The sequence below is a fragment of the Priestia sp. 3CA3 genome, from assembly GCF_056836725.1.
On sequence record NZ_JBXENJ010000005.1, the window covers coordinates 360,472 to 379,741 of the forward strand.

The following is a 19,270-nucleotide window of genomic DNA, read 5'->3' on the forward strand; positions in this document are numbered from 1 at the left end:
AAGAATCTCCTTTTACATTTTGGTCAGGCGAAGTACGCGAAATTGAAGAAACGTTAAAAGAGCAATCACAATCATAAATACAACGGAAATGGCAGAGGCATAGCCAAAACGAAAATTAATAAAAGCTTCGTGATAAAGAAGTGTCGAAAGAATTTCAGTTGAGTTGGAGGGACCTCCATTTGTCATTGCAATGATTAAATCAAATGCTTTAAAGCTTTGTATGGTCGTATAAGCCACAACCATTGTCGTAGCTGGAGCTAAAAGAGGCCACGTAATGCGCTTGAATTTTTGCCATCGTGTTGCTCCATCAATACTAGCAGCTTCATATAACTCACTGGGAATAGCTTGAATTCCAGCTACAAAAATAATAAGCATTTGACCAGTATGTGCCCAAAATTGTACAAAAGCCAAGCTGTAAATGGCGATATGTCCATTTCCAATCCAAGACTGTGTCCAATGCTTAAGGCCTATTTTACTTAAAAATAGGTTAACTCCTCCAATGTTGGGGTCATACATAAAGTTCCACGTGAACGCAATCGACACGGACGAAATAATCGTCGGTACAAAAAAGAGTGAGCGATAAAATGTATTCCATGCAGAATTTCTATAAAGTAAAAGTGCAAAGCCTAAGCTCAATAACGTTTGAAAGATCAGCACGCCAATTGTGAACTTTAAGTTGTTTGTAAGCGACTGTGTGAAAATAGCATCGTTTGTTAAAATTTCTTTGAAGTTTTGAAACCCTACAAATGAGAACTGAGAAGACAATCCATTCCAATCAGTTGTACTTAAAAATAAAGCAGAAAGCGTTGGCAATGCAAAGAAAACCGTATATATGACAAAACCAGGAAGCAAAAACAACCATAGATGCCTGCTTTTAGAGATATTTTTAAATGAAAAGAGAGGAAAAGAGAACGAAGGGGTTCTCTTTTCTTCCTCTTGAATAGACGTATTAGTTTTTAGCGACACGTTCTACCTCTCCTTGTGCTTTTTCAGCAGCTTTTTTCGCTGACATACCGGATAGTACGTCCTGTACAGATGTTTCAACAGCTTTTGATACGCGCTCATTTAAAATGGTAAATCGAGGTTGGAAGACCGTTTTTTTGTCTTTCCACTTTGCGCTTTCTTTGAGTTCAGGTGAATCATATTTCACGTCTTTGACCGTTAATAACTGGCCAGTAGCATTTGCATACTCAGAAGAAATCTTTGGATCTGCAAGGAAAGTTAAAAATTTCTTAGCAGCTTCTTTATGTTTTGATTTTTCAGCAACACCTAATAAGAATGTTGTGGTATGAACACCTTCGTATTTGGCTTTATCTTGATCCACTGTAATCGGTGCAAGCAAACCTTGATCAATCTTTGGGTTTTGCTGTTTGACTGTAGCCATCATATAAGAACCTTGAGCAAGCATTGCGCCTTTTTCCTGAGCGAAAAGTGCTGCAGCACTTTCTTTTTTCGTACCAAGAGCATCTTTTTGGAAGTAACCTTTATCATTTAATTCTTTAATTTGAGATAGGGTTTTGATAAACCATTCATCAGTTAGCTTGCGCTTGCCCGTTTCTACTTCGTGAAGGGCGTTATTTGTAGGTTCGTTATTCATAATCATTGGGTTAATAAATTGAGAAGGACTTACGTCTCCTGAAAATAAAATCGGCGTGTAACCATTTTTCTTTAATGTTTCAGCTGTTTTTAAAAAGCTATTCCAGTCTTTAGGAACATCTAAATTTAGTTTTTCAAAAATGCCTTTGTTATAGACAGGAATGTTATAGACTAGCTGATAAGGAAGAGCATATTGCGTATTATCCGCTTTACCCGCTTGGATTAGCTTTTCGTCAAATTTGCTGAGTAAGTTTTGGTCGTCCAGCTTTGCAAAACCGTTTGCTTTGCGAATCGTTTCAAATTGACTTCCTGGAAAACTAGCAAATACATCGATGCCTTCTCCAGAGAGTAGAGATCCTTGAATTTGTGATTGATATGAATCCGAAGGAAAGACGGTCATCTCTACATGAATATTTGGGTTTTTCTTTTCAAATTGCTCAATGATAGAATCAAAGGCTTTCGTATCTTCTCCTCGCCAATGCGTAAAGTTAATGGTTACTTTTTTTGAAGAATCGCTGCTGTCGCCGCTTGTTGAACTGTTTTTGCCGCAGCCGGCGATGATCACGGTGAGCATTGCTAACAGAATTAATAATTTTTTCATTTTAGTTCCCCCATTTATAGAATTCTTTTTAGATAGTTATTGGTCAATTTTGATACGATTGGTAGATGCTTGGTCAAAGAAATGAGCATGATTCATTTGAAAATGAAACGGAAAGTGCTGATGAACTTGAATATGTTCATCCCCAGGGATTTTAGCCACAAAGAGCTGCTCTCCTAAACTGCTGTATAGTATGTACTCTGCTCCTAATAACTCAGACACATCTACCGGTAATGAAATATGAGGAGCATCAGAAAAGGCGCGCGTAATATGCTCGGGTCGAATTCCTACAGTAATGAATTGATTATTGTAGCCTTTTTCATGTAACGAATGCATTTGATTTTCTGTCAGTTGAAACTCATGTTCACTGATGTACAGTTTGCTGTTCACTACTTTTCCTGTGAAAAAGTTCATTCCCGGTGAGCCTATAAAACTGGCTACAAACGTATTCTCTGGAGCATTATACACTTGCATAGGTGAACCTATTTGCTGAATTTTTCCGTCTTTCATAACTACGATTCTGCTTGCCATCGTCATGGCTTCTGTTTGATCGTGGGTTACATAAATAATGGTCGTCTGCAGCCTCTGATGAAGCTTACTGATTTCAGCACGCATTTGTACGCGAAGCTTCGCATCAAGGTTAGACAAAGGCTCATCCATTAAAAAAATTTGGGCATTCCGTACAATGGCTCTTCCTAAAGCCACTCGCTGACGCTGACCTCCTGATAATGCTTTTGGCTTGCGTTTTAAATAGGGTTCTAAGTCCAAAATACGAGCCGCTTCACGAACGCGCTCATCAATTTCTTGTTTTGGGACTTTGCGGAGCTGCAAGCCAAATGCCATGTTGTCGTAAACCGTTAAATGAGGGTAAAGCGCGTAGTTTTGAAACACCATTGCAATATCCCGGTCCTTAGAAGGTAAATCGTTTGCACGATCTCCATTAATAAGCAATTCTCCTTCTGTTATCGATTCAAGGCCGGCGATCATTCGAAGGGTAGTGGATTTGCCGCACCCTGAAGGTCCTACAAATACAATAAATTCTTTGTCTTGAATATGAAGATTAGAATTATCAACTGCAAGACTATCTTTTCCGTATTTTTTATACACATGCTGCAACTGCAGTTCTGCCATTTTTTTCTCCTCTCAGCAGGCTTTTAAAAAATAAAAGCCTCTAATTGCACAGACGGATTGTACGTGTATCTGGCAATTAGAGGCTATCGGTTGACCGGTAAGCCTGTAGTATGTAGTTTTGAGTGATTGAATCTGTAAGTAATTTTAAAGTATATTATTCCTATATGTCAAGTGAGAATTAAAATATTTTAATGAGTTCGATTATTTTTCTTAAATGAAAGAATCCATTTATTAAGCCAGAGATGCTGGTTTTGAGAATAAAATAAACAGCTGGTGTATAGAATGATAGTATTCACTTTTATAGTAAGCACTACAGAGAGAGGATGTTTATAAATGGATAGAAACACGCAGTTCACTATGATTCGGCAAGCGTTGGAAAACAGCTATCATTTAATGCAGCAGGGAATAGAAGTTAGCGGAGAGACGCTTACTCAGCTGGAACAAGCAAAAGCCGAGTATGAAGCGGCCTTTTTATTGTCTCAGTCCACGGATTCCAAATTCCGCTGTAATTAATTTTTTAATAGCACTTATTCCGTTTGCGTTCTATACACCCAGCTTTTATACAAAAAGGTTCTGTCCTTACAGGCAGAACTTTTTTATGTTCAGCTCTTTTTATTGACATTTTAGATAAAGTAGTCAATAATTAAGTTTTGCTTACATGAGAAATTTACTAGATAAAAAGAAGTGAAGCTAATTTTTATTGATAGATATTTACATAAATAAAGGAGTCAGTATCGATGATGAGAGAGCGGTTGCCTTTTACAATTGAGCGGGATGAAAACTTTTTTGACAAATTAAATGAATGGATAGGTGATGTTTTTTATGATCATCTTCCAGACGCAGGATTAGAACTTCGGGATGAACAAATTTTTATGGCTTTTCAAATCGAACGAGCTTTTAAAGAAAAAAATGTAATCTTTGCAGAAGCAGGTGTAGGAACAGGGAAAACCATTGTGTATTTACTGTACGCTATTTGTTATGCAAGGTATATTGGCAAGCCGGCTATTATTGCCTGTGCGGATGAAACATTAATTGAACAGTTAGTAAAAGCCGAAGGAGACATTGCCAAGCTCTCTGGTATTTTAGATATTAACATGGATGTTCGCCTAGCAAAATCTCAAGATCAGTATCTGTGTTTAAAGAAATTAGATGCTGTGACAGCACGAACAGATAATGAAAACATTGAAGAAATTTACGATACGCTTCCTGATTTTGTTCATGATCATAGTGGTATGCAGTCGTTCTATCACTACGGAGACCGTAAAGAATATCCTCATTTAACGGATGAGGAATGGAATCAAATTAACTGGGATACGTTTCAAGATTGCTCTTCCTGTGAGCAGCGTCATAGATGTGGCTTAACGCTTTCACGCGAGCACTATAGAAAAGCACATGACTTAATTATTTGCTCTCACGATTTTTACATGGAACACATTTGGACATATGAAGCCCGCAAGCGTGAAGGACAGCTTCCGCTTCTTCCTGAAAGCAGCTGTGTTGTATTTGATGAAGGTCACCTGCTGGAATTTGCTGCACAAAAGGCTTTAACGTATCGCATTCAAGAAGATACGTTAGAAAACTTGTTAACGCGTCTATTAGAAAATGACGTGCGAGAAGAATTTGCTGTGAAGATCGAGCACGCTATCGATGTGTATGCAATGTTCTTTGACCGTTTAAGTGAAGCAAGCACAGAAATCGTTGGTTCTAGCCGTAAAGAAGTAGCCCGAACAAACGGATTACAAAGTGTAGGAAAAGAACTTTTATCGCTGCTTGAACATATCGGAAACGAGCTTGTGTTTGAGAGTGAGACCTATACAGTAGACGAATATACGCTGCGAATTGTAGATGAGTACCTAGATCAAATTGATTATTCGCTGCGCTTATTTATGGACAACGAAAATGCCATCTACTGGGTGGAAGAAAACAACTGGCAGCTGACGTTGGTTATTATGCCGCAAGCAGTAAAAGACGTCTTAAAAGAACGAGTATTTGCGAAGAAAATACCATACATTTTCACTTCTGCCACTCTTTCAGATAACCAATCGTTCGATTATTTAGCATATAGCTTAGGAATTGCAAAGCCGCTTTCTTTTTCAGTTGAATCGCCATTTGATTATGATGAGCAAATGAAAATTGCGGTGAAAAATGTTTCAGATGATCAAGAAGAAGCGTTTGCTGAAAAATTTGCCTTTGCTGTTGCTCAGCTCGAAAAAACGAACGGACGAGCACTTTTATTGTTTAATAGTAAAGAAGAACTAGAGATGTTCAAAGAAGTTTCCAAAGAGTTAAATCAGTACACATTTTTATTTGAAGGCGATCAAGAAATCAGTAAATTAGTGTCTCAGTTCCAAAGGGAAGAAGAAACGATTTTATGCGCTGTTCATTTGTGGGAAGGGTTGGATATTCCTGGACCTTCGTTATCGAATGTAATTATTTGGTCTCTGCCGTATCCGCCAAATGATCCGGTCTTTGAAGCAAAGCGCAATCAAGTAGTCGATCCATTTTGGGATGCAGATATGCCGTATATGCTTCTTCGCTTAAAGCAAGGAGTTGGAAGGCTGATTCGCTCTCATAATGATAAGGGTCTAATCACGATCTTTATGCCAAAAAGCACAGATTCAAAAGTGCGTTCAATCATTGAACAAAATGTTCCAACCAAAATAGAAAACGTATAAAAAAGCGCGGTGGCAGCCGCGCTTTTTTATATGCACAATAGATTGAATTTTCAGTTATATACACACCGTTACTATTATGATAAAATAATTTATGGTGAAATAAGGAAAGTAAGGAGGAAAAAACAATGAGAGAAGACATACAGAAAATTGAGAAACAGTTTTATGAATACATGAATAAAATCAAAAGTTATCACGAGGCAATCGGAGTGATGTACTGGGATTTGAGAACGGGTGCTCCAAAAAAAGGAGCGGATCAGCGTTCTGAAGTGATTGGCATGATGTCATCAGAAGCGTTCAATCTTTCCGTTTCTAATGAAATGGCAGGTTTTATTGAGAAATTAACGAACCCTGAGTCACAGCCTTACATAAACGATATTACGAAAAAAGCAGTGGAAGAATGTAAAAAAGAATATGACTTAAATAAAAAGATTCCTCCGCACGAATATAAAGAATACGTTACGTTAACTTCAAAAGCGGAGTCAATTTGGGAAGAAGCAAAAGAAAAAGCAGATTTTGCTTTATTTCAACCGTACCTTGAAAAAATTGTAGCGTTTAATCAGAAGTTTGTGGAGTATTGGGGGTATGAAGGAAACAAATATAACCGTTTATTAGACCTTTTTGAACCGGGAATGACGGTTGAAATTTTAGACGAGGTATTTGGAAAGCTGCGGGAGCATATTGTGCCTCTTGTTCAGCGAATCGCCGGGTCAAATACAAAGCCCAATACGGAATTTTTATTCCGTACTTTCCCAAAAGAAGCGCAAAAGCAATTTAGTCTAGACGTGTTAAAAACACTCGGCTATGATTTTGAAGCGGGGAGACTTGATGAAACCGTCCATCCTTTTGCTACTGGCTTAAACCCGGGAGATGTGCGCATCACCACTAAATATGCCGAGAACGATTTCCGAACGGCTATTTTTGGCACGATTCACGAATGTGGCCATGCTTTATATGAGCAGAATATTTCAAAGGATCTTGTTGGCACGGTTCTATGTGAAGGTACTTCAATGGGAATTCATGAATCACAGTCGCTGTTTTTTGAGCAGTTTGTCGGGAAAAATAAAGCATTTTGGCAGCATCATTACGACGTACTAAAAAAGCATGCGCCGGAACAATTTGACGATGTAGGTTTAGAAGATTTTTACCGAGGAGTAAATGAAGCAAAACCGTCTCTTATTCGTATTGAAGCAGATGAGTTAACGTATCCTCTTCATATTATGATTCGTTACGAAATTGAAAAAGGATTAATAAACGGGGAGTATAAAGTTGAGGATTTACCGGAAATTTGGAATGAGAAATACGAAGAATATTTAGGGGTTCGTCCAAGTCACGATGGAGAAGGCGTGCTTCAGGACGTACACTGGGCCGGAGGAAGCTTTGGGTACTTCCCTTCCTATGCTCTGGGCTATATGTACGCAGCGCAGTTTAAGCATACCATGTTAAAAGACTTGCCTAATTATGATGAACTCTTGGAAAAAGGAGAAATTTCGCCGATTACAAATTGGTTAACAGAACATATTCACCAGTACGGAAAAATGAAAAAACCTCTTGAAATTTTAAACGATGTGACGGGTGAAGGGCTAAATGTAGATTATTTAATTCAATATCTAGAAGAGAAATACGGACAAATTTATCACGTATAAAAAGTGCTATAACCGAATATTATGTTTTGTATTGCAAGTAAATGTTCGAAAATATCTTTTTTAGATATTTTCAAATAAAAGATTTGCTGATATAATACAAGTAACTCAATAACGCACTCATATAATGACGAGAATAAGGCTCGTAAGTATCTACCAAACTACCGTAAATAGTTTGACTATGGGTGAGCGATGAAGTTTGTTTTTCACTTTTGTGCGTAAAAGCTCAAAAACATTGCTCTACTCATATACGAGTGCAGCTATGTTTTTGGGCTTTTTTAATACAAACGTTGGAGGAACGAACTATGAAAGCTTTGCAAAACAAAATTTTAACAGATGGAATCGTATTATCGGACACGGTTTTAAAAGTAGACACATTTTTAAACCACCAAATGGATCCTGTACTGATGAAAGAAATTGGAGAAGAATTTGCTTCGCGCTTTGAAAATGCAGGAATTACGAAGATTTTAACGATTGAATCATCAGGAATTGCTCCAGCGATTATGACCGCATTGAAGCTAAACGTTGAGATGGTGTTTGCCAGAAAAAGAAAATCTTTAACACTTCAAGACGGACTCATTACATCAAAAGTATATTCATTTACAAAAAAAGAAGAAAATGAAATTTCAGTTGCTGATAAATTTATTCGAGAAGATGACGTGATTTTAATTATTGATGACTTTTTAGCAAACGGCCAAGCTGCATTCGGCTTGATGGATATCGTGCAAAAAGCAGGTGCTAAAGTAGGCGGCATTGGTATTGTTATTGAAAAAGCGTTCCAAGATGGAGGAAAACAAATTCGTAAATCAGGCGTTAAAGTAGAATCATTAGCGCGCATTCAGTCTTTATCAAATGGTAAAGTTACATTTGCTGAAGATAAACCGACAGTGGAGGTTTAATATGAATAAAGGAAAAGTCTTTTCACTTGGTTTACAGCATGTTTTAGCTATGTACGGAGGTGCGATTGTTGTCCCGCTTATTGTTGGAGGAGCCATTGGCTTGACTCAGCAGCAGCTTACGTATTTAGTGGCGATTGACTTATTTATGTGCGGTGTGGCAACGTTACTGCAAGTATGGAAAAATCGTTTTTTCGGTATTGGTCTTCCAGTTGTATTAGGGTGTACGTTTACTGCCGTAGGGCCTATGATTTCAATTGGAGGTTCTTACGGCGTTTCCTCCATATATGGTTCTATTATCGTCGCCGGTTTACTCATTGTCCTTCTTTCTGCTTTTCTAGGTAAATTGGTTAAGTTTTTCCCTCCTTTAGTTACGGGTTCGGTTGTAACGATTATTGGAATTACGTTAATTCCTGTAGCGATTAAAGATTTAGCTGGAGGAGAAGGAAGTAAAGATTTTGGCAGCTTGAGCAATTTAGGTTTAGGTTTTGGCGTTTTGCTATTAATTATTGTTCTGTATCGATTTACAAAAGGATTTATGCGCTCCGTCTCTGTGTTATTAGGATTGGTTGTTGGAACAATTGCAGCGTCTTTTATGGGGAAAGTCGATTTTTCCGGCGTAAAAGAAGAAGCGTGGATTCATATGCCGCACGTGTTTTACTTTGGGATGCCAACGTTTAATATTATGGCCATCCTGACAATGTTCCTTGTTTTACTTGTTGGCATTGTCGAGTCCACAGGCGTTTATTTTGCCGTTAGTGATATTTGTAAAAAAGAAGTGGATGAAAAAGATTTATCTAAAGGCTATCGTGCAGAAGGATTGGCGATTTTATTAGGCGGATTTTTTAACGCATTTCCTTATACAGCGTATTCTCAAAATGTAGGACTTTTACAGTTGTCAGGTGTTCGCACAAGAAATGTTGTATTTGCAGCGAGTGGAATTTTAATCATTTTGGGCTTTCTACCTAAAATCGCAGCCGTGACGACAGTTATCCCGAGCTCTGTACTTGGAGGAGCTATGGTAGCCATGTTTGGGATGGTCATCTCTTCAGGTATAAAAATCCTTAGTCAAGTTGATTTAACAAAACAAGAAAACCTTCTTGTAATTGCATGTTCGGTTGGTATGGGTCTAGGAGTGACGGTTGTACCTGAACTCTTCAAAAACTTACCAGAAAGTCTTCAAGTTCTCACTGGAAGCGGTATTGTGATGGGGAGTTTTACAGCAATCTTTTTAAATATTGTCTTTAATATGATGAAATCACCACGTGCGCAAGTTGCGGAAACAAAATTAGCAAATGAAGTAATATCGAAATAAAAAGAGGCTGGCGCCAAAATATTTTAGTTGAAGAAGATCCGAACGATTAATCGTTCGGATCTTCTTCAATGTCATAGGGAACATAGCTGTAACAAGCGATTCATAGTAGATTATTTGTCCAATTTGGTCCTCTTTCCTATTAAGACCGTGTTTTGAAAAACAGTGTATAAAGCATTTTCCCCACGTCAGGATTTTTTGCCACTAATGAAATTTCTCTTTTGAATTTGAAGTCTGTAATAGGCAATGCTTTAATGTTTGAGCTTTGTAAATGGCGCATAAAAATTTCAGGGAGAATTGAAATACCTAAATTAGCTGAAATAAATCCCATAATACTTTGAGCAAATTCAATTTCATTGGCAATGGAAATTTTTAAGTTATGACGATTGTACGCTTTTTCTACTAGTGTCCGAACATCGCACCCTGGAGGGAGAACTACAATGGGTTCTTCTTTGAAATCTTCAAATGATACGCTTTCTTTTTCGGCTAACGGGTGCTGATCATTCACAAATAAATAAAAGTCTTCTTTGAATAATAATTTTGACCAGTAAGTATGTTGAATCTCTCGATCATCAAATAAAGCTCCATCAATTTGATTGCTTTCTAACTGCTCTAACAAATCATAATAGTGATGCGAGGTTTTTATATCAATATGGCGATTGTGGTCTTTAGCAGAAGCCAGTTGATAAGGTAAGTAAAAAGCAGCCATACTTTGCCACGTTCCGATAGTTAAATCACAAGCTTCTTGCGTAGACACTAATTTTTTTTGAAGAGCATGAACGCTTGATAGTATGGATTCACCTTCTTGTAAAAGAATTTCACCTGCTGAGGTTAATTCTACTCCTGTAGCGGAGCGAATAAATAATGTTACTCCTAAATCTTCTTCTAGTTTTCTCATTTGCTTACTGAGCGCGGGCTGCGTCATATGCAGCTGTTCGCTTGCTTTGCTTAAGCTTTTTGTTTTGGCTGTTTCAATAAAAGACTCAAGCCATTCTGTTTTCATATTTATCACCTATAACCTTTTGTTATACCCATAGTATAGAAGGGAAGTTCTCATAAATCAACGAAGATGCTAGTGTATATAGTGTAGTTAACACAGCGCAAAGAAATTCACACAACTAGGAGGATGAATGATGTATCCAAACAAACTATATATTAACGGTGAATGGACAACAACAGAAGAGAAAATTGATGTGATTAATCCAGCAACAAAAGAAGTTATAGGACAAATTCCCAAGGCAGGCGCAAAGGAAGCAGCACTTGCCGCTGATGCAGCAGCGACAGCTTTTAAAACATGGTCGAAAAAAACCGCTCAAGAGCGCAGTGCTATTTTAATGAGATGGCATCAACTTATTGAAAATCATAAAGATGAACTAGCAGAAATTATGACAACGGAACAAGGCAAACCATTTGCAGAAGCAAAAGGTGAAGTGCAGTATGGCAATGATTATATTGCTTGGTTTGCTGAAGAAGGAAAGCGTGTATATGGTGAAACGATTCCAGCTCATCATACGCATAAGCGTATTACGGTTAAAAAACAGCCTGTTGGCGTTGTAGCAGCTATTACGCCATGGAACTTCCCTGCAGCCATGATTACGCGTAAAGTGGCCCCAGCTCTTGCAGCAGGATGTACAATTGTTTTAAAACCATCTGAAGAAACACCATTTACAGCATTTCGTTTAGTAGAACTCGCAGAAGAAGCGGGCGTTCCAAAAGGTGTGATCAATGTTGTTACTGGAGATGCAGCAGCTATTGGCGACACATGGCAAAAAGACGGACGCATCCGAAAATTAACATTTACTGGTTCAACAGCGGTTGGTAAGCATCTAATGCGCGGTGCTGCTGATACTGTGAAAAAATTATCGCTGGAATTAGGCGGTCATGCACCGTTTATCGTAACAGAAAATGCAGATTTAGACGCTGCTGTAAACGGCGTAATTGCTTCTAAGTTTGTCAACGCAGGTCAAACGTGCATCTGCACAAACCGCGTATACGTACAAGAATCCATTGCAGATGCTTTCGTTGAAAAATTTGCAGCAAAAGCGGCGGAATTAACAGTAGGAAACGGATTAGAAGAAGGTACACAAGTTGGACCGTTAATTAACGACAAAGCGGTTGAGAAAGTAAAAGCACAAATTGCGGATGCAAAAAGTAAAGGAGCTAAAGTTGTAGTTGGCGGACAAGCTATAACAACTAAAAACGGTTTCTTTATGGAGCCGACAATTATCACAAATGTAACTGATGACATGAATTGCATGTTTGAAGAAACGTTTGGACCATTGGCACCTGTAGCAACATTCAAAACAGTAGAAGAAGCCGTAGAACGAGCAAACAATAGCCCTTATGGTTTAGCAGCTTACGTATTTACAGAAAACATCAAAGAAGCAACATTTGTATCTGAAGAATTAGAATACGGCATTGTAGGAGTAAATGATGGCTCTCCATCTGCAGCTCAAGCTCCATTCGGCGGCTTTAAAGAAAGTGGCCTTGGACGTGAAGGAAGTCATTACGGCATTGAAGATTATTTAGAAGTAAAATATATCTCAATGGGACTTTAATAAAAAGTAGGACAAAAATAGTTTAGTCGAAGTGAAATACGAACTAGCAACTAATAATCAAAATTATTGGTTGTTAGTTCGTATTTTTTTATTGTTAAGATGGACGTAGCTTTCATGCGTTTCGTTGCTTCTAGCGGATTAATCCCATTTGTTCGTCTTTAGGTCGGAGTGATTTCGTTGTGTCCCAGCCTCTTTTTTATGCACTTTTGTAAAGAAAACTTGAAATAATGGTTCTTTAACGCAATTAATTGCATTTCTAGGATGTCTGTGCAAGAATAAATATTTCAAAAATGGTTTAGCTTTGTTTAAAGCGTGGGTAATACAACAAATGCACATGATTGCTTGTTAGATGAAATGAAAAGCAGAACTTTACCACTGATAAATTACGCAAGCTAGAACCAAAATAGTAGTACTGAATGGTGAAAAATATAGGAGTTGATATAGATGATTACAGCAGAGAAAAACATAGTGAAATTTAAAGCAAAAGACGGACGTGAAGTCACTATACGCCCTGCAAAGGCAAGTGATGCAGAGCATATTACAACAGCGGTAAGAGAAATTATTGAGGCCGGGGAATTTATTCAAAAAGATGAGCCGCGCACAGTCCAAGAAGAGCAAGATTTTATTGCATCAGTAGAAAAGAACAATCACATGTACGTTGTAGCTGAAGTCGAAGGTGAAGTGCTTGGAATCGCACGTGTTCTGAGAGGCGAAATTAAAATGAAGCGCCACACGGGGCTTTTCCGTACATGGCTTATTTCAAAAGCACAGGGAATGGGAATAGGAAAACAATTTATGAATTATACGCTAAACTGGTGCAAAGAAAATAATCTTCATAAACTTTCTTTAACTGTGTTTGCTTCTAATAAAGTGGCATACGAATTGTATAAAAAGGTAGGATTTGAACAAGAAGGTGTTATGAAAGAACAAGCTTATTTTAACAATGAATATGTAGATGAAATCTATATGTCCATTTTCTTTTCATAAAAAATAAGCACTTATTTTCGTCAATCCATAAATTGTATCTGTACATTCAGATTATTTGCGCTATAATAAAAGTGCACAACAAACATACACTTCTTCAAAACGTAGACTTTCCTGAGTTACAGGAAAGTTTTTTTATGTTTCACCTCCATTCCACTAAAAAAGAATTGAATAAATCCCCAGCTATTACAAATGTTAAATGTAACGCAATCAAAGAGGTGAAGTGTATGCCAAAAATTATCTCAGTTGGATTTGGAGTTCCCCCCTATGAATTAACTCAGCAAGACACGCTGCTATTTGCAAAAGAACTTTTTTCCGAGTCGTTTAAAGATATTAATCGTCTGCTGACCGTTTTTCAAAATGGTCAAATAGAAAAACGTAATTTTGCCAAAGACTTATCTTGGTTTCAAGAAGATCATACATTCGAAGAAAAAAATGATGCTTTTATAGAATGTGCTGTTGAATTAGGTACAAAAGCCATTGAAGAATGCTTAACAAATAAAGACTATGTAAGTACCCCTTTGCCGTGTGGAGAAATTGATGCTATTTTTTACGTTTCAACAAGCGGTGTAGCTACGCCTAGCATTGAAGCGCGAATTATGAATAAGCTTGCGTTTTCAGACCATACAAAAAGAATCCCTATATGGGGATTAGGGTGTGCCGGAGGAGCATCTGGACTTTCAAGGGCTTACGAATATTGCAAAGCCTTTCCGCGCGCTAAAGTTCTTGTATTATCCGTTGAGCTGTGCAGTTTGACTTTTCAGCGGAATGATCGTTCAAAAAGCAACTTAATCGGTACATCTTTATTTGCTGATGGAGTAGCAGCTGCTTTAGTCGCAGGTGACGAAGCAGATATCACTTTTGCCCGTTCAAAAAGCTTTCCTTACATTTTACATACACAATCGACGCTTATGCCAAATTCCGAAGACGTAATGGGATGGGAGATTAAAAATGATGGACTATTTGTTGTCTTTTCAAAAGATATTCCCACTATTATCGATTCGTGGTTAGGCGGAGAAGTTGAGTCTTTTTTACAAACTCAGAATTTGACCAGTCGGGATTTAAAACATTTTGTTGCTCATCCTGGAGGGAAAAAAGTGCTTGAAGCATATGTATCAACGCTATCGCTAAACGAAAATATGATTGCTGATTCACTAGATGTACTTAAAAACCATGGAAACATGTCTTCGGCAACCGTTTTATATGTGCTAGACCGCTTTATGAAGAAAGAAATTCCGAGTAAAGAATACGGTTTATTAACAGCTCTAGGTCCTGGATTTAGTTCTGAAATGCTTCTATTAGAGTGGAGGTAAAGCGATTGTTTTTTTATAGTTTTTTTGTATTTATTATCTTACAGCGTCTATGTGAACTGGTGATTGCCAAAAGAAATGAAGCTTGGATGAAGAAGCAGGGAGCGTACGAAGCTGGTCAAAGTCACTACAAATGGATGGTAAGCATGCACGCTGCTTTTTTTGCTGCTCTTTTTACGGAAGTGTATGTGTTAAGCGGTGGAATGTATCACTTTTCTTTTTTGTTGTTTAGCTTTTTTGTGCTTGTGCAACTTGCAAGAGTATGGGCTATTTCTTCGTTAGGAAAGTATTGGAATACAAAAATTATCGTCTTGCCTAACGCGAAGGTTGTGCTAAGAGGTCCTTATCGGTTTATGAAGCACCCAAATTATATAGTTGTAGCGGCAGAATTGGTGTTAGTTCCGCTTATGTTTCAGGCATACTGGACGTTAGCTATTTTTTCTGTTTTCAATTTGTGTATATTAGCCGTTAGAATTCCTTTAGAAGAGCAAGCGCTAACGAATGAAACAAATTATGGCGAGGTCATGCAAAATACGGGACGTTTCTTTCCTGCAAAAAAATCTCAAAACTAATTGAAAATGATTATCTTTCATGATAAGATGAAATCAAATGATAAAGATTATCAATTTCATCAAGTAGAAACGGTGGTGGACGTAATGGTTAGTCTTTTTGTGATCGGAGCACTTGCTACATATGTTGGCGTCACAACGTATGTAATGAAAAATATTGAAAAAGCCCAAAAGGCGTAATATATACACGGTAAATAAATACAATGCAAAGCTGTCAAATTATTGACAGCTTTTTTTATTGTTTTTGTAACTAAAAATTCAGTTTTTTATGGGAAAACGTAGGTGAATCAAGTAAAATAGAGAAAGAATAAGCAGAAACAAAGATGGATAGAGAACATTTAAATACAGTCTTGAATGAGGCAAAAGGGGTAGAGTAATAATGGGTAAAGTGAGTGTGAAACATCAAGAAAATCTCCAATTGGAAGCATCTCTTTTTCATTTACATAAGCAATTTCAAGCAGCTGGAGATGAACAGCAGGCAGCAAAAGCAATACAGCTGTTAAAAAAGTGGGTGAACGGTGAATTTGTTGTAGCATTTTGCGGACATTTTTCGGCTGGGAAATCGAGTATGATTAACGAATTAATGGGGCAAGCAATTTTGCCTGCAAGTCCTATTCCGACAAGCGCAAACTTAGTATCAGTAAAGGCTGGGGATGAGCATGCAACCGTTTATTACCGCAAACAGCCGCCGGTGCGTTATGAAGCGCCTTATCAGTATGAACAAATTAAGCAGTTTGCTGTCGACGGAGATGAAGTAGAGTCCATTCATTTATCAATCGAGACAAACGCTATTCCTAAAAATGTTGTGGTGATGGACACACCGGGGATTGATTCAACAGATGATGCGCATCGTGTATCGACCGAGTCAGCTCTTCACTTAGCGGACGTTATTTTCTACGTGATGGATTATAATCATGTGCAGGCAGAATTAAATCTTCAATTTGCAAAACAGCTGCAAGAAGCTAATAAAACGCTTTATTTAATTGTAAATCAAATCGATAAACATCAAGAAGATCAGCTAACATTTCAAGCATTTAAAGAATCTGTAGAAACGTCATTTTTAAAGTGGAATGTTAGACCAGAAGGAATCTTCTATACGTCGTTAAAAGAGCCAGCCAACCGTCATAATGACCTTTCGTACGTAAAATCTCTATTACTTGCTATGATGACGGAAAAAGAAAACCGACATCAGCATATTCAACATGCGATGCAAATGTTAATTGACGATCACCTTGCCTTTATTGAAGACCAAGAAGAAGAAAAGTTAACGATTCATGACGAGCTGCGCCATAAGCTGACGCTTGAGAACCATGAAATAAATAAGCAGCAAAAAGAGCAGCTTCTCGAAAAAGAAGCGGAAATAAAGCGTGCTGAAAAGCAGTTAGCAGAAACGTACCAACAAGAAACAGGCAAGATACTAAGCAACGCCAATTTAACACCATATGAAATGAGAGAAAAAGCTAGGCTGTTTTTAGAAACGACAAAGCCTGATTTCAAAGTCGGTCTTTTATTTGCTAAGAAAAAGACCGAGGAAGTAAAAAAAGAGCGGCTGACGTTATTTTTTGACGATATGAAAGAACGAACAGCCTCTCAGCTGCAGTGGCACTTGCAGCAATATGTGCAAGATCTGGTGAAAAATCAAAATCTTACTGACCCGGATCTTATACGCCAGGTTCAGCAGTTTGAAATTCCGTTAGAACCTCATGACTTAATTGAAACGGTAAAAGCAGGAGCTACGATTAATGGTGATTATGTTTTAACGTACGCAAAAGATGTAGCTGATCACATTAAGAAAAAAGCCACGCGATTGTTATACGAGCTCTATGCGCAAATCGAACAGAGCAAAATGGAGCAAGATGAAGTAAAGCGTGAGAATATTTCTCAACACTTGCAGGAATGTCAGGCATTTGAAGAAGCGTATACATCTCTTCAGGAAATGAAAGCAAAACTGGCACGTACAAAAGCGTTGCTTCAATCTTTACAGCAAACTGATGACGACCTAACGCTAGAAGATACAAACGAGTTGTCATATATGTTACAAGAAGAATATGAAACGGGCATCATGAAAGCTGAAGAAAAGCATGAAGCTGCGAGTGAGCAGCAGTTAGTTTCACAGCCTGAGGAAGCTGTGCATGAAACAGGAACAGAAAAGGTTCTTCAAGATGTATCAGCTGTTCTCGAACAGCTCCGTTCATTTGGAAAATTAGACCGCTTTATTAATAGGCTTCAAGAAAAACGTAAAAAGCTATCAAATCAAACGTTTACCGTAGCTTTATTCGGAGCATTCAGTGCCGGTAAGTCATCTTTTGCTAATGCGTTGATTGGAGAAAGATTACTTCCTGTATCTCCGAATCCAACAACAGCAACTATCAATAAAATTATGCCTCCAACAGAAAAACGGCCGCATAAAACAGCTGTTGTGCAAATGAAAACAAACGAGCAGATGATCCAAGATTTAAATGGTGCACTTAAGCTGTTTCATCATGAAGTAGAAACAATTGACGAAGCGCTAGCGATTATTCCGACCCTGCAGGCAACAGAAGAGCTGCAGCTGCATTTGTCGTTTTTACAGGCAGTAGAAAAAGGCTACGGCGAAGTCAAGCATCATATCGGTTCAGAAGTAGTAGTGGATACAGAAGGATTTCATGATTATGTAGCCAAGGAAGAAAAAGCATGTTTTGTTCAATTTATTAACCTGTATTATGACTGTGAATTTACTCGCTTAGGCATTACGCTTGTTGATACACCTGGAGCTGATTCAATCAATGCGAGACACACGGGAGTAGCGTTTGAGTATATCAAAAATGCAGATGCCATTTTATTTGTAACGTATTATAATCATGCATTTTCAAAAGCTGACCGAGAATTTCTTATTCAGCTTGGCCGTGTCAAAGATGTATTTGCGCTTGATAAAATGTTTTTCTTAGTAAATGCAGCGGACTTAGCCAGCTCGGATACAGAGCTGCAGTTAGTTCAGACGTACGTAAAAGAGCAGCTTGAACAGTATGGTATACGCTTTCCGCGCTTATACCCGGTATCAAGCTTGCAGGCTTTGCAAAACCACGAGGATAAAATGTTTCTGCCATTCAAAAATGCGTTTTACCGCTTCATAAACTATGAATTACCAGAGCTTGCTATCCAAAGTGTCTATGCAGATTTCGAACAAATTTTAGCAGTTGCCAATGAAATGAAACAGGTGCAGACAAAATCAGAAGTCGATAAAAAGCGATACATTCAATCTCTTCACATAAAAAATGAGCAGGTAGCAGCAAAACTGCATGAAATTCATTTTGAATATGAACAACAGCAGTTTGACCGAGAATTAGAAGAGCTTTTATTTTATGTGAAAAAACGTCTGTTTGTGAGGTACGATGACTTCTTTAAAGAAGCATTCAGTCCGGCAAACTTAAGGGATGATCGAGGTGAAAAGCAAAAGCAGCTGCGCCTGTGTTTGCAGGAGTTGTTAACGTCTATTTCCTTCGACGCAACGCAAGAAGTGCGTGCGACCACTTTGCGAATCGAAAAATACATCGTAAAATTAATCGAAGACTGGCATCGAATGATCATCACAAAGCTACAGCGCTATGAACCGACGTTTACTCCAACGTTGAACTCGTTAGAGCCTCCAAATGGCAGCGAAGTTGTGACAAGTCATCAATTCGATAAGAATGAATCGTATCAAAAAGAGCTTTCACTGTATAAAAACAATAAAAGCTTTTTTGAAAAAAATGAGAAGGCAAAGCTCCACGCTGCTTTATTAGAACGTATTAAGCCGGATGTTAATCACTACATTGCGAAAGAAGAAGCTGCTCTTCATTCACACTATACCTATTTAGTGAATCAGTACGTTTTAGCGCATAAACAGTCTGTATCTGAAGAATGGTATGATTATTACAAACAGCTGCAAGCGGCCGTGTCTGAAGAATTTCCAATTCAAGAATTGGTAAGTACAATGACGGTGCTAGAACATGTATTGGAGGAAAGAAAGGGTCATTAATTTT

The 19,270-nt window shown here is 38.0% G+C and carries 15 protein-coding genes and 1 riboswitch; of the genes, 11 read left to right on the plus strand and 4 right to left on the minus strand.

The annotated features are described in order from the left end of the window. Window positions 1-12 precede the first annotated feature (12 nt). The 3 genes from AC1VNJ_RS16015 to AC1VNJ_RS16025 are packed head-to-tail and all read right to left on the minus strand — an operon-like array spanning window position 13 to window position 3,325. Window positions 13-966: a carbohydrate ABC transporter permease gene (locus tag AC1VNJ_RS16015; protein ID WP_099000105.1), complete on the minus strand. Its 954-nt coding sequence runs from the start codon at window positions 964-966 to the stop codon at window positions 13-15. Continuing rightward, complete coding sequence (locus tag AC1VNJ_RS16020; protein ID WP_034266533.1) at window positions 950-2,197, minus strand: ABC transporter substrate-binding protein; 1,248 nt, start codon at window positions 2,195-2,197, stop codon at window positions 950-952. The genes AC1VNJ_RS16015 and AC1VNJ_RS16020 overlap by 17 nt, the downstream gene beginning before the upstream one ends. Window positions 2,198-2,233: 36 nt before the next feature. Next, window positions 2,234-3,325, minus strand: a complete 1,092-nt coding sequence (locus AC1VNJ_RS16025) for an ABC transporter ATP-binding protein (protein WP_482641043.1) — start codon at window positions 3,323-3,325, stop codon at window positions 2,234-2,236. 333 nt (window positions 3,326-3,658) lie between these two features. On the opposite strand from AC1VNJ_RS16025, the gene AC1VNJ_RS16030 reads away from it, so the two are divergent. The 5 genes from AC1VNJ_RS16030 to AC1VNJ_RS16050 all read left to right on the plus strand — a co-directional run bounded on the left by AC1VNJ_RS16030 (window position 3,659) and on the right by AC1VNJ_RS16050 (window position 9,851). Then, window positions 3,659-3,838 (plus strand): hypothetical protein, encoded by a 180-nt coding sequence (locus tag AC1VNJ_RS16030; RefSeq protein WP_013056154.1) that lies wholly within the window; start codon window positions 3,659-3,661, stop codon window positions 3,836-3,838. 224 nt (window positions 3,839-4,062) lie between these two features. Next, the gene (locus AC1VNJ_RS16035; protein WP_013056155.1) at window positions 4,063-6,000 is read left to right on the plus strand and encodes an ATP-dependent DNA helicase; all 1,938 of its coding nucleotides are present in this window, start codon (window positions 4,063-4,065) and stop codon (window positions 5,998-6,000) included. A gap of 125 nt (window positions 6,001-6,125) precedes the next feature. After that, window positions 6,126-7,643, plus strand: coding sequence for a carboxypeptidase M32 (locus AC1VNJ_RS16040; protein ID WP_028414043.1), 1,518 nt, complete (start codon window positions 6,126-6,128; stop codon window positions 7,641-7,643). A gap of 97 nt (window positions 7,644-7,740) precedes the next feature. Next, a riboswitch (purine riboswitch) is annotated at window positions 7,741-7,842 on the plus strand. Between the two features lie 103 nt (window positions 7,843-7,945). Next, a complete protein-coding gene (locus AC1VNJ_RS16045) occupies window positions 7,946-8,539 on the plus strand; it encodes a xanthine phosphoribosyltransferase (protein WP_028414042.1) in 594 nt (197 codons plus the stop codon). Window position 8,540: 1 nt separating this feature from the next. Then, window positions 8,541-9,851, plus strand: a complete 1,311-nt coding sequence (locus AC1VNJ_RS16050; protein ID WP_482641044.1) for a nucleobase:cation symporter-2 family protein — start codon at window positions 8,541-8,543, stop codon at window positions 9,849-9,851. A 139-nt stretch (window positions 9,852-9,990) separates the two neighbouring features. On the opposite strand, the gene AC1VNJ_RS16055 is transcribed toward AC1VNJ_RS16050, so the two are convergent. Then, entirely contained in the window at window positions 9,991-10,851 is an 861-nt protein-coding gene (locus AC1VNJ_RS16055; protein WP_034266540.1) for a LysR family transcriptional regulator, read from the minus strand. 130 nt (window positions 10,852-10,981) lie between these two features. Here AC1VNJ_RS16055 and AC1VNJ_RS16060 point away from each other — a divergent pair, with 130 nt between their 5' ends. The 6 genes from AC1VNJ_RS16060 (at window position 10,982) to AC1VNJ_RS16085 (ending at window position 19,266) form a co-directional block, all read left to right on the plus strand. Then, entirely contained in the window at window positions 10,982-12,406 is a 1,425-nt protein-coding gene (locus tag AC1VNJ_RS16060) for an NAD-dependent succinate-semialdehyde dehydrogenase (RefSeq protein ID WP_154989256.1), read from the plus strand. A gap of 444 nt (window positions 12,407-12,850) precedes the next feature. Further along, on the plus strand, window positions 12,851-13,393 hold the full coding sequence (locus tag AC1VNJ_RS16065; RefSeq protein WP_028414038.1) for a GNAT family N-acetyltransferase: 543 nt from the start codon (window positions 12,851-12,853) through the stop codon (window positions 13,391-13,393). Between the two features lie 224 nt (window positions 13,394-13,617). Then, on the plus strand, window positions 13,618-14,703 hold the full coding sequence (locus AC1VNJ_RS16070; RefSeq protein WP_098627144.1) for a type III polyketide synthase: 1,086 nt from the start codon (window positions 13,618-13,620) through the stop codon (window positions 14,701-14,703). Between the two features lie 5 nt (window positions 14,704-14,708). Next, on the plus strand, window positions 14,709-15,272 hold the full coding sequence (locus tag AC1VNJ_RS16075; protein WP_033578450.1) for an isoprenylcysteine carboxyl methyltransferase family protein: 564 nt from the start codon (window positions 14,709-14,711) through the stop codon (window positions 15,270-15,272). A gap of 27 nt (window positions 15,273-15,299) precedes the next feature. Next, window positions 15,300-15,449, plus strand: coding sequence for a hypothetical protein (locus AC1VNJ_RS16080; RefSeq protein WP_156830705.1), 150 nt, complete (start codon window positions 15,300-15,302; stop codon window positions 15,447-15,449). A 199-nt stretch (window positions 15,450-15,648) separates the two neighbouring features. Continuing rightward, window positions 15,649-19,266, plus strand: a complete 3,618-nt coding sequence (locus AC1VNJ_RS16085) for a dynamin family protein (RefSeq protein WP_482641045.1) — start codon at window positions 15,649-15,651, stop codon at window positions 19,264-19,266. Window positions 19,267-19,270 lie beyond the last annotated feature (4 nt).

What these genes read in the sequence shown, in the direction of transcription:
- AC1VNJ_RS16020 (WP_034266533.1), bottom strand. Translation starts at nt 2,197, where the DNA reads ATGAAAAAATTATTAATTCTGTTAGCAATGCTCACCGTGATCATCGCC.
- AC1VNJ_RS16025 (WP_482641043.1), bottom strand. Translation starts at nt 3,325, where the DNA reads ATGGCAGAACTGCAGTTGCAGCATGTGTATAAAAAATACGGAAAAGAT.
- AC1VNJ_RS16030 (WP_013056154.1), top strand. Translation starts at nt 3,659, where the DNA reads ATGGATAGAAACACGCAGTTCACTATGATTCGGCAAGCGTTGGAAAAC.
- AC1VNJ_RS16035 (WP_013056155.1), top strand. Translation starts at nt 4,063, where the DNA reads ATGATGAGAGAGCGGTTGCCTTTTACAATTGAGCGGGATGAAAACTTT.
- AC1VNJ_RS16040 (WP_028414043.1), top strand. Translation starts at nt 6,126, where the DNA reads ATGAGAGAAGACATACAGAAAATTGAGAAACAGTTTTATGAATACATG.
- AC1VNJ_RS16045 (WP_028414042.1), top strand. Translation starts at nt 7,946, where the DNA reads ATGAAAGCTTTGCAAAACAAAATTTTAACAGATGGAATCGTATTATCG.
- AC1VNJ_RS16050 (WP_482641044.1), top strand. Translation starts at nt 8,541, where the DNA reads ATGAATAAAGGAAAAGTCTTTTCACTTGGTTTACAGCATGTTTTAGCT.
- AC1VNJ_RS16055 (WP_034266540.1), bottom strand. Translation starts at nt 10,851, where the DNA reads ATGAAAACAGAATGGCTTGAGTCTTTTATTGAAACAGCCAAAACAAAA.
- AC1VNJ_RS16060 (WP_154989256.1), top strand. Translation starts at nt 10,982, where the DNA reads ATGTATCCAAACAAACTATATATTAACGGTGAATGGACAACAACAGAA.
- AC1VNJ_RS16065 (WP_028414038.1), top strand. Translation starts at nt 12,851, where the DNA reads ATGATTACAGCAGAGAAAAACATAGTGAAATTTAAAGCAAAAGACGGA.
- AC1VNJ_RS16070 (WP_098627144.1), top strand. Translation starts at nt 13,618, where the DNA reads ATGCCAAAAATTATCTCAGTTGGATTTGGAGTTCCCCCCTATGAATTA.
- AC1VNJ_RS16080 (WP_156830705.1), top strand. Translation starts at nt 15,300, where the DNA reads ATGAAATCAAATGATAAAGATTATCAATTTCATCAAGTAGAAACGGTG.
- AC1VNJ_RS16085 (WP_482641045.1), top strand. Translation starts at nt 15,649, where the DNA reads ATGGGTAAAGTGAGTGTGAAACATCAAGAAAATCTCCAATTGGAAGCA.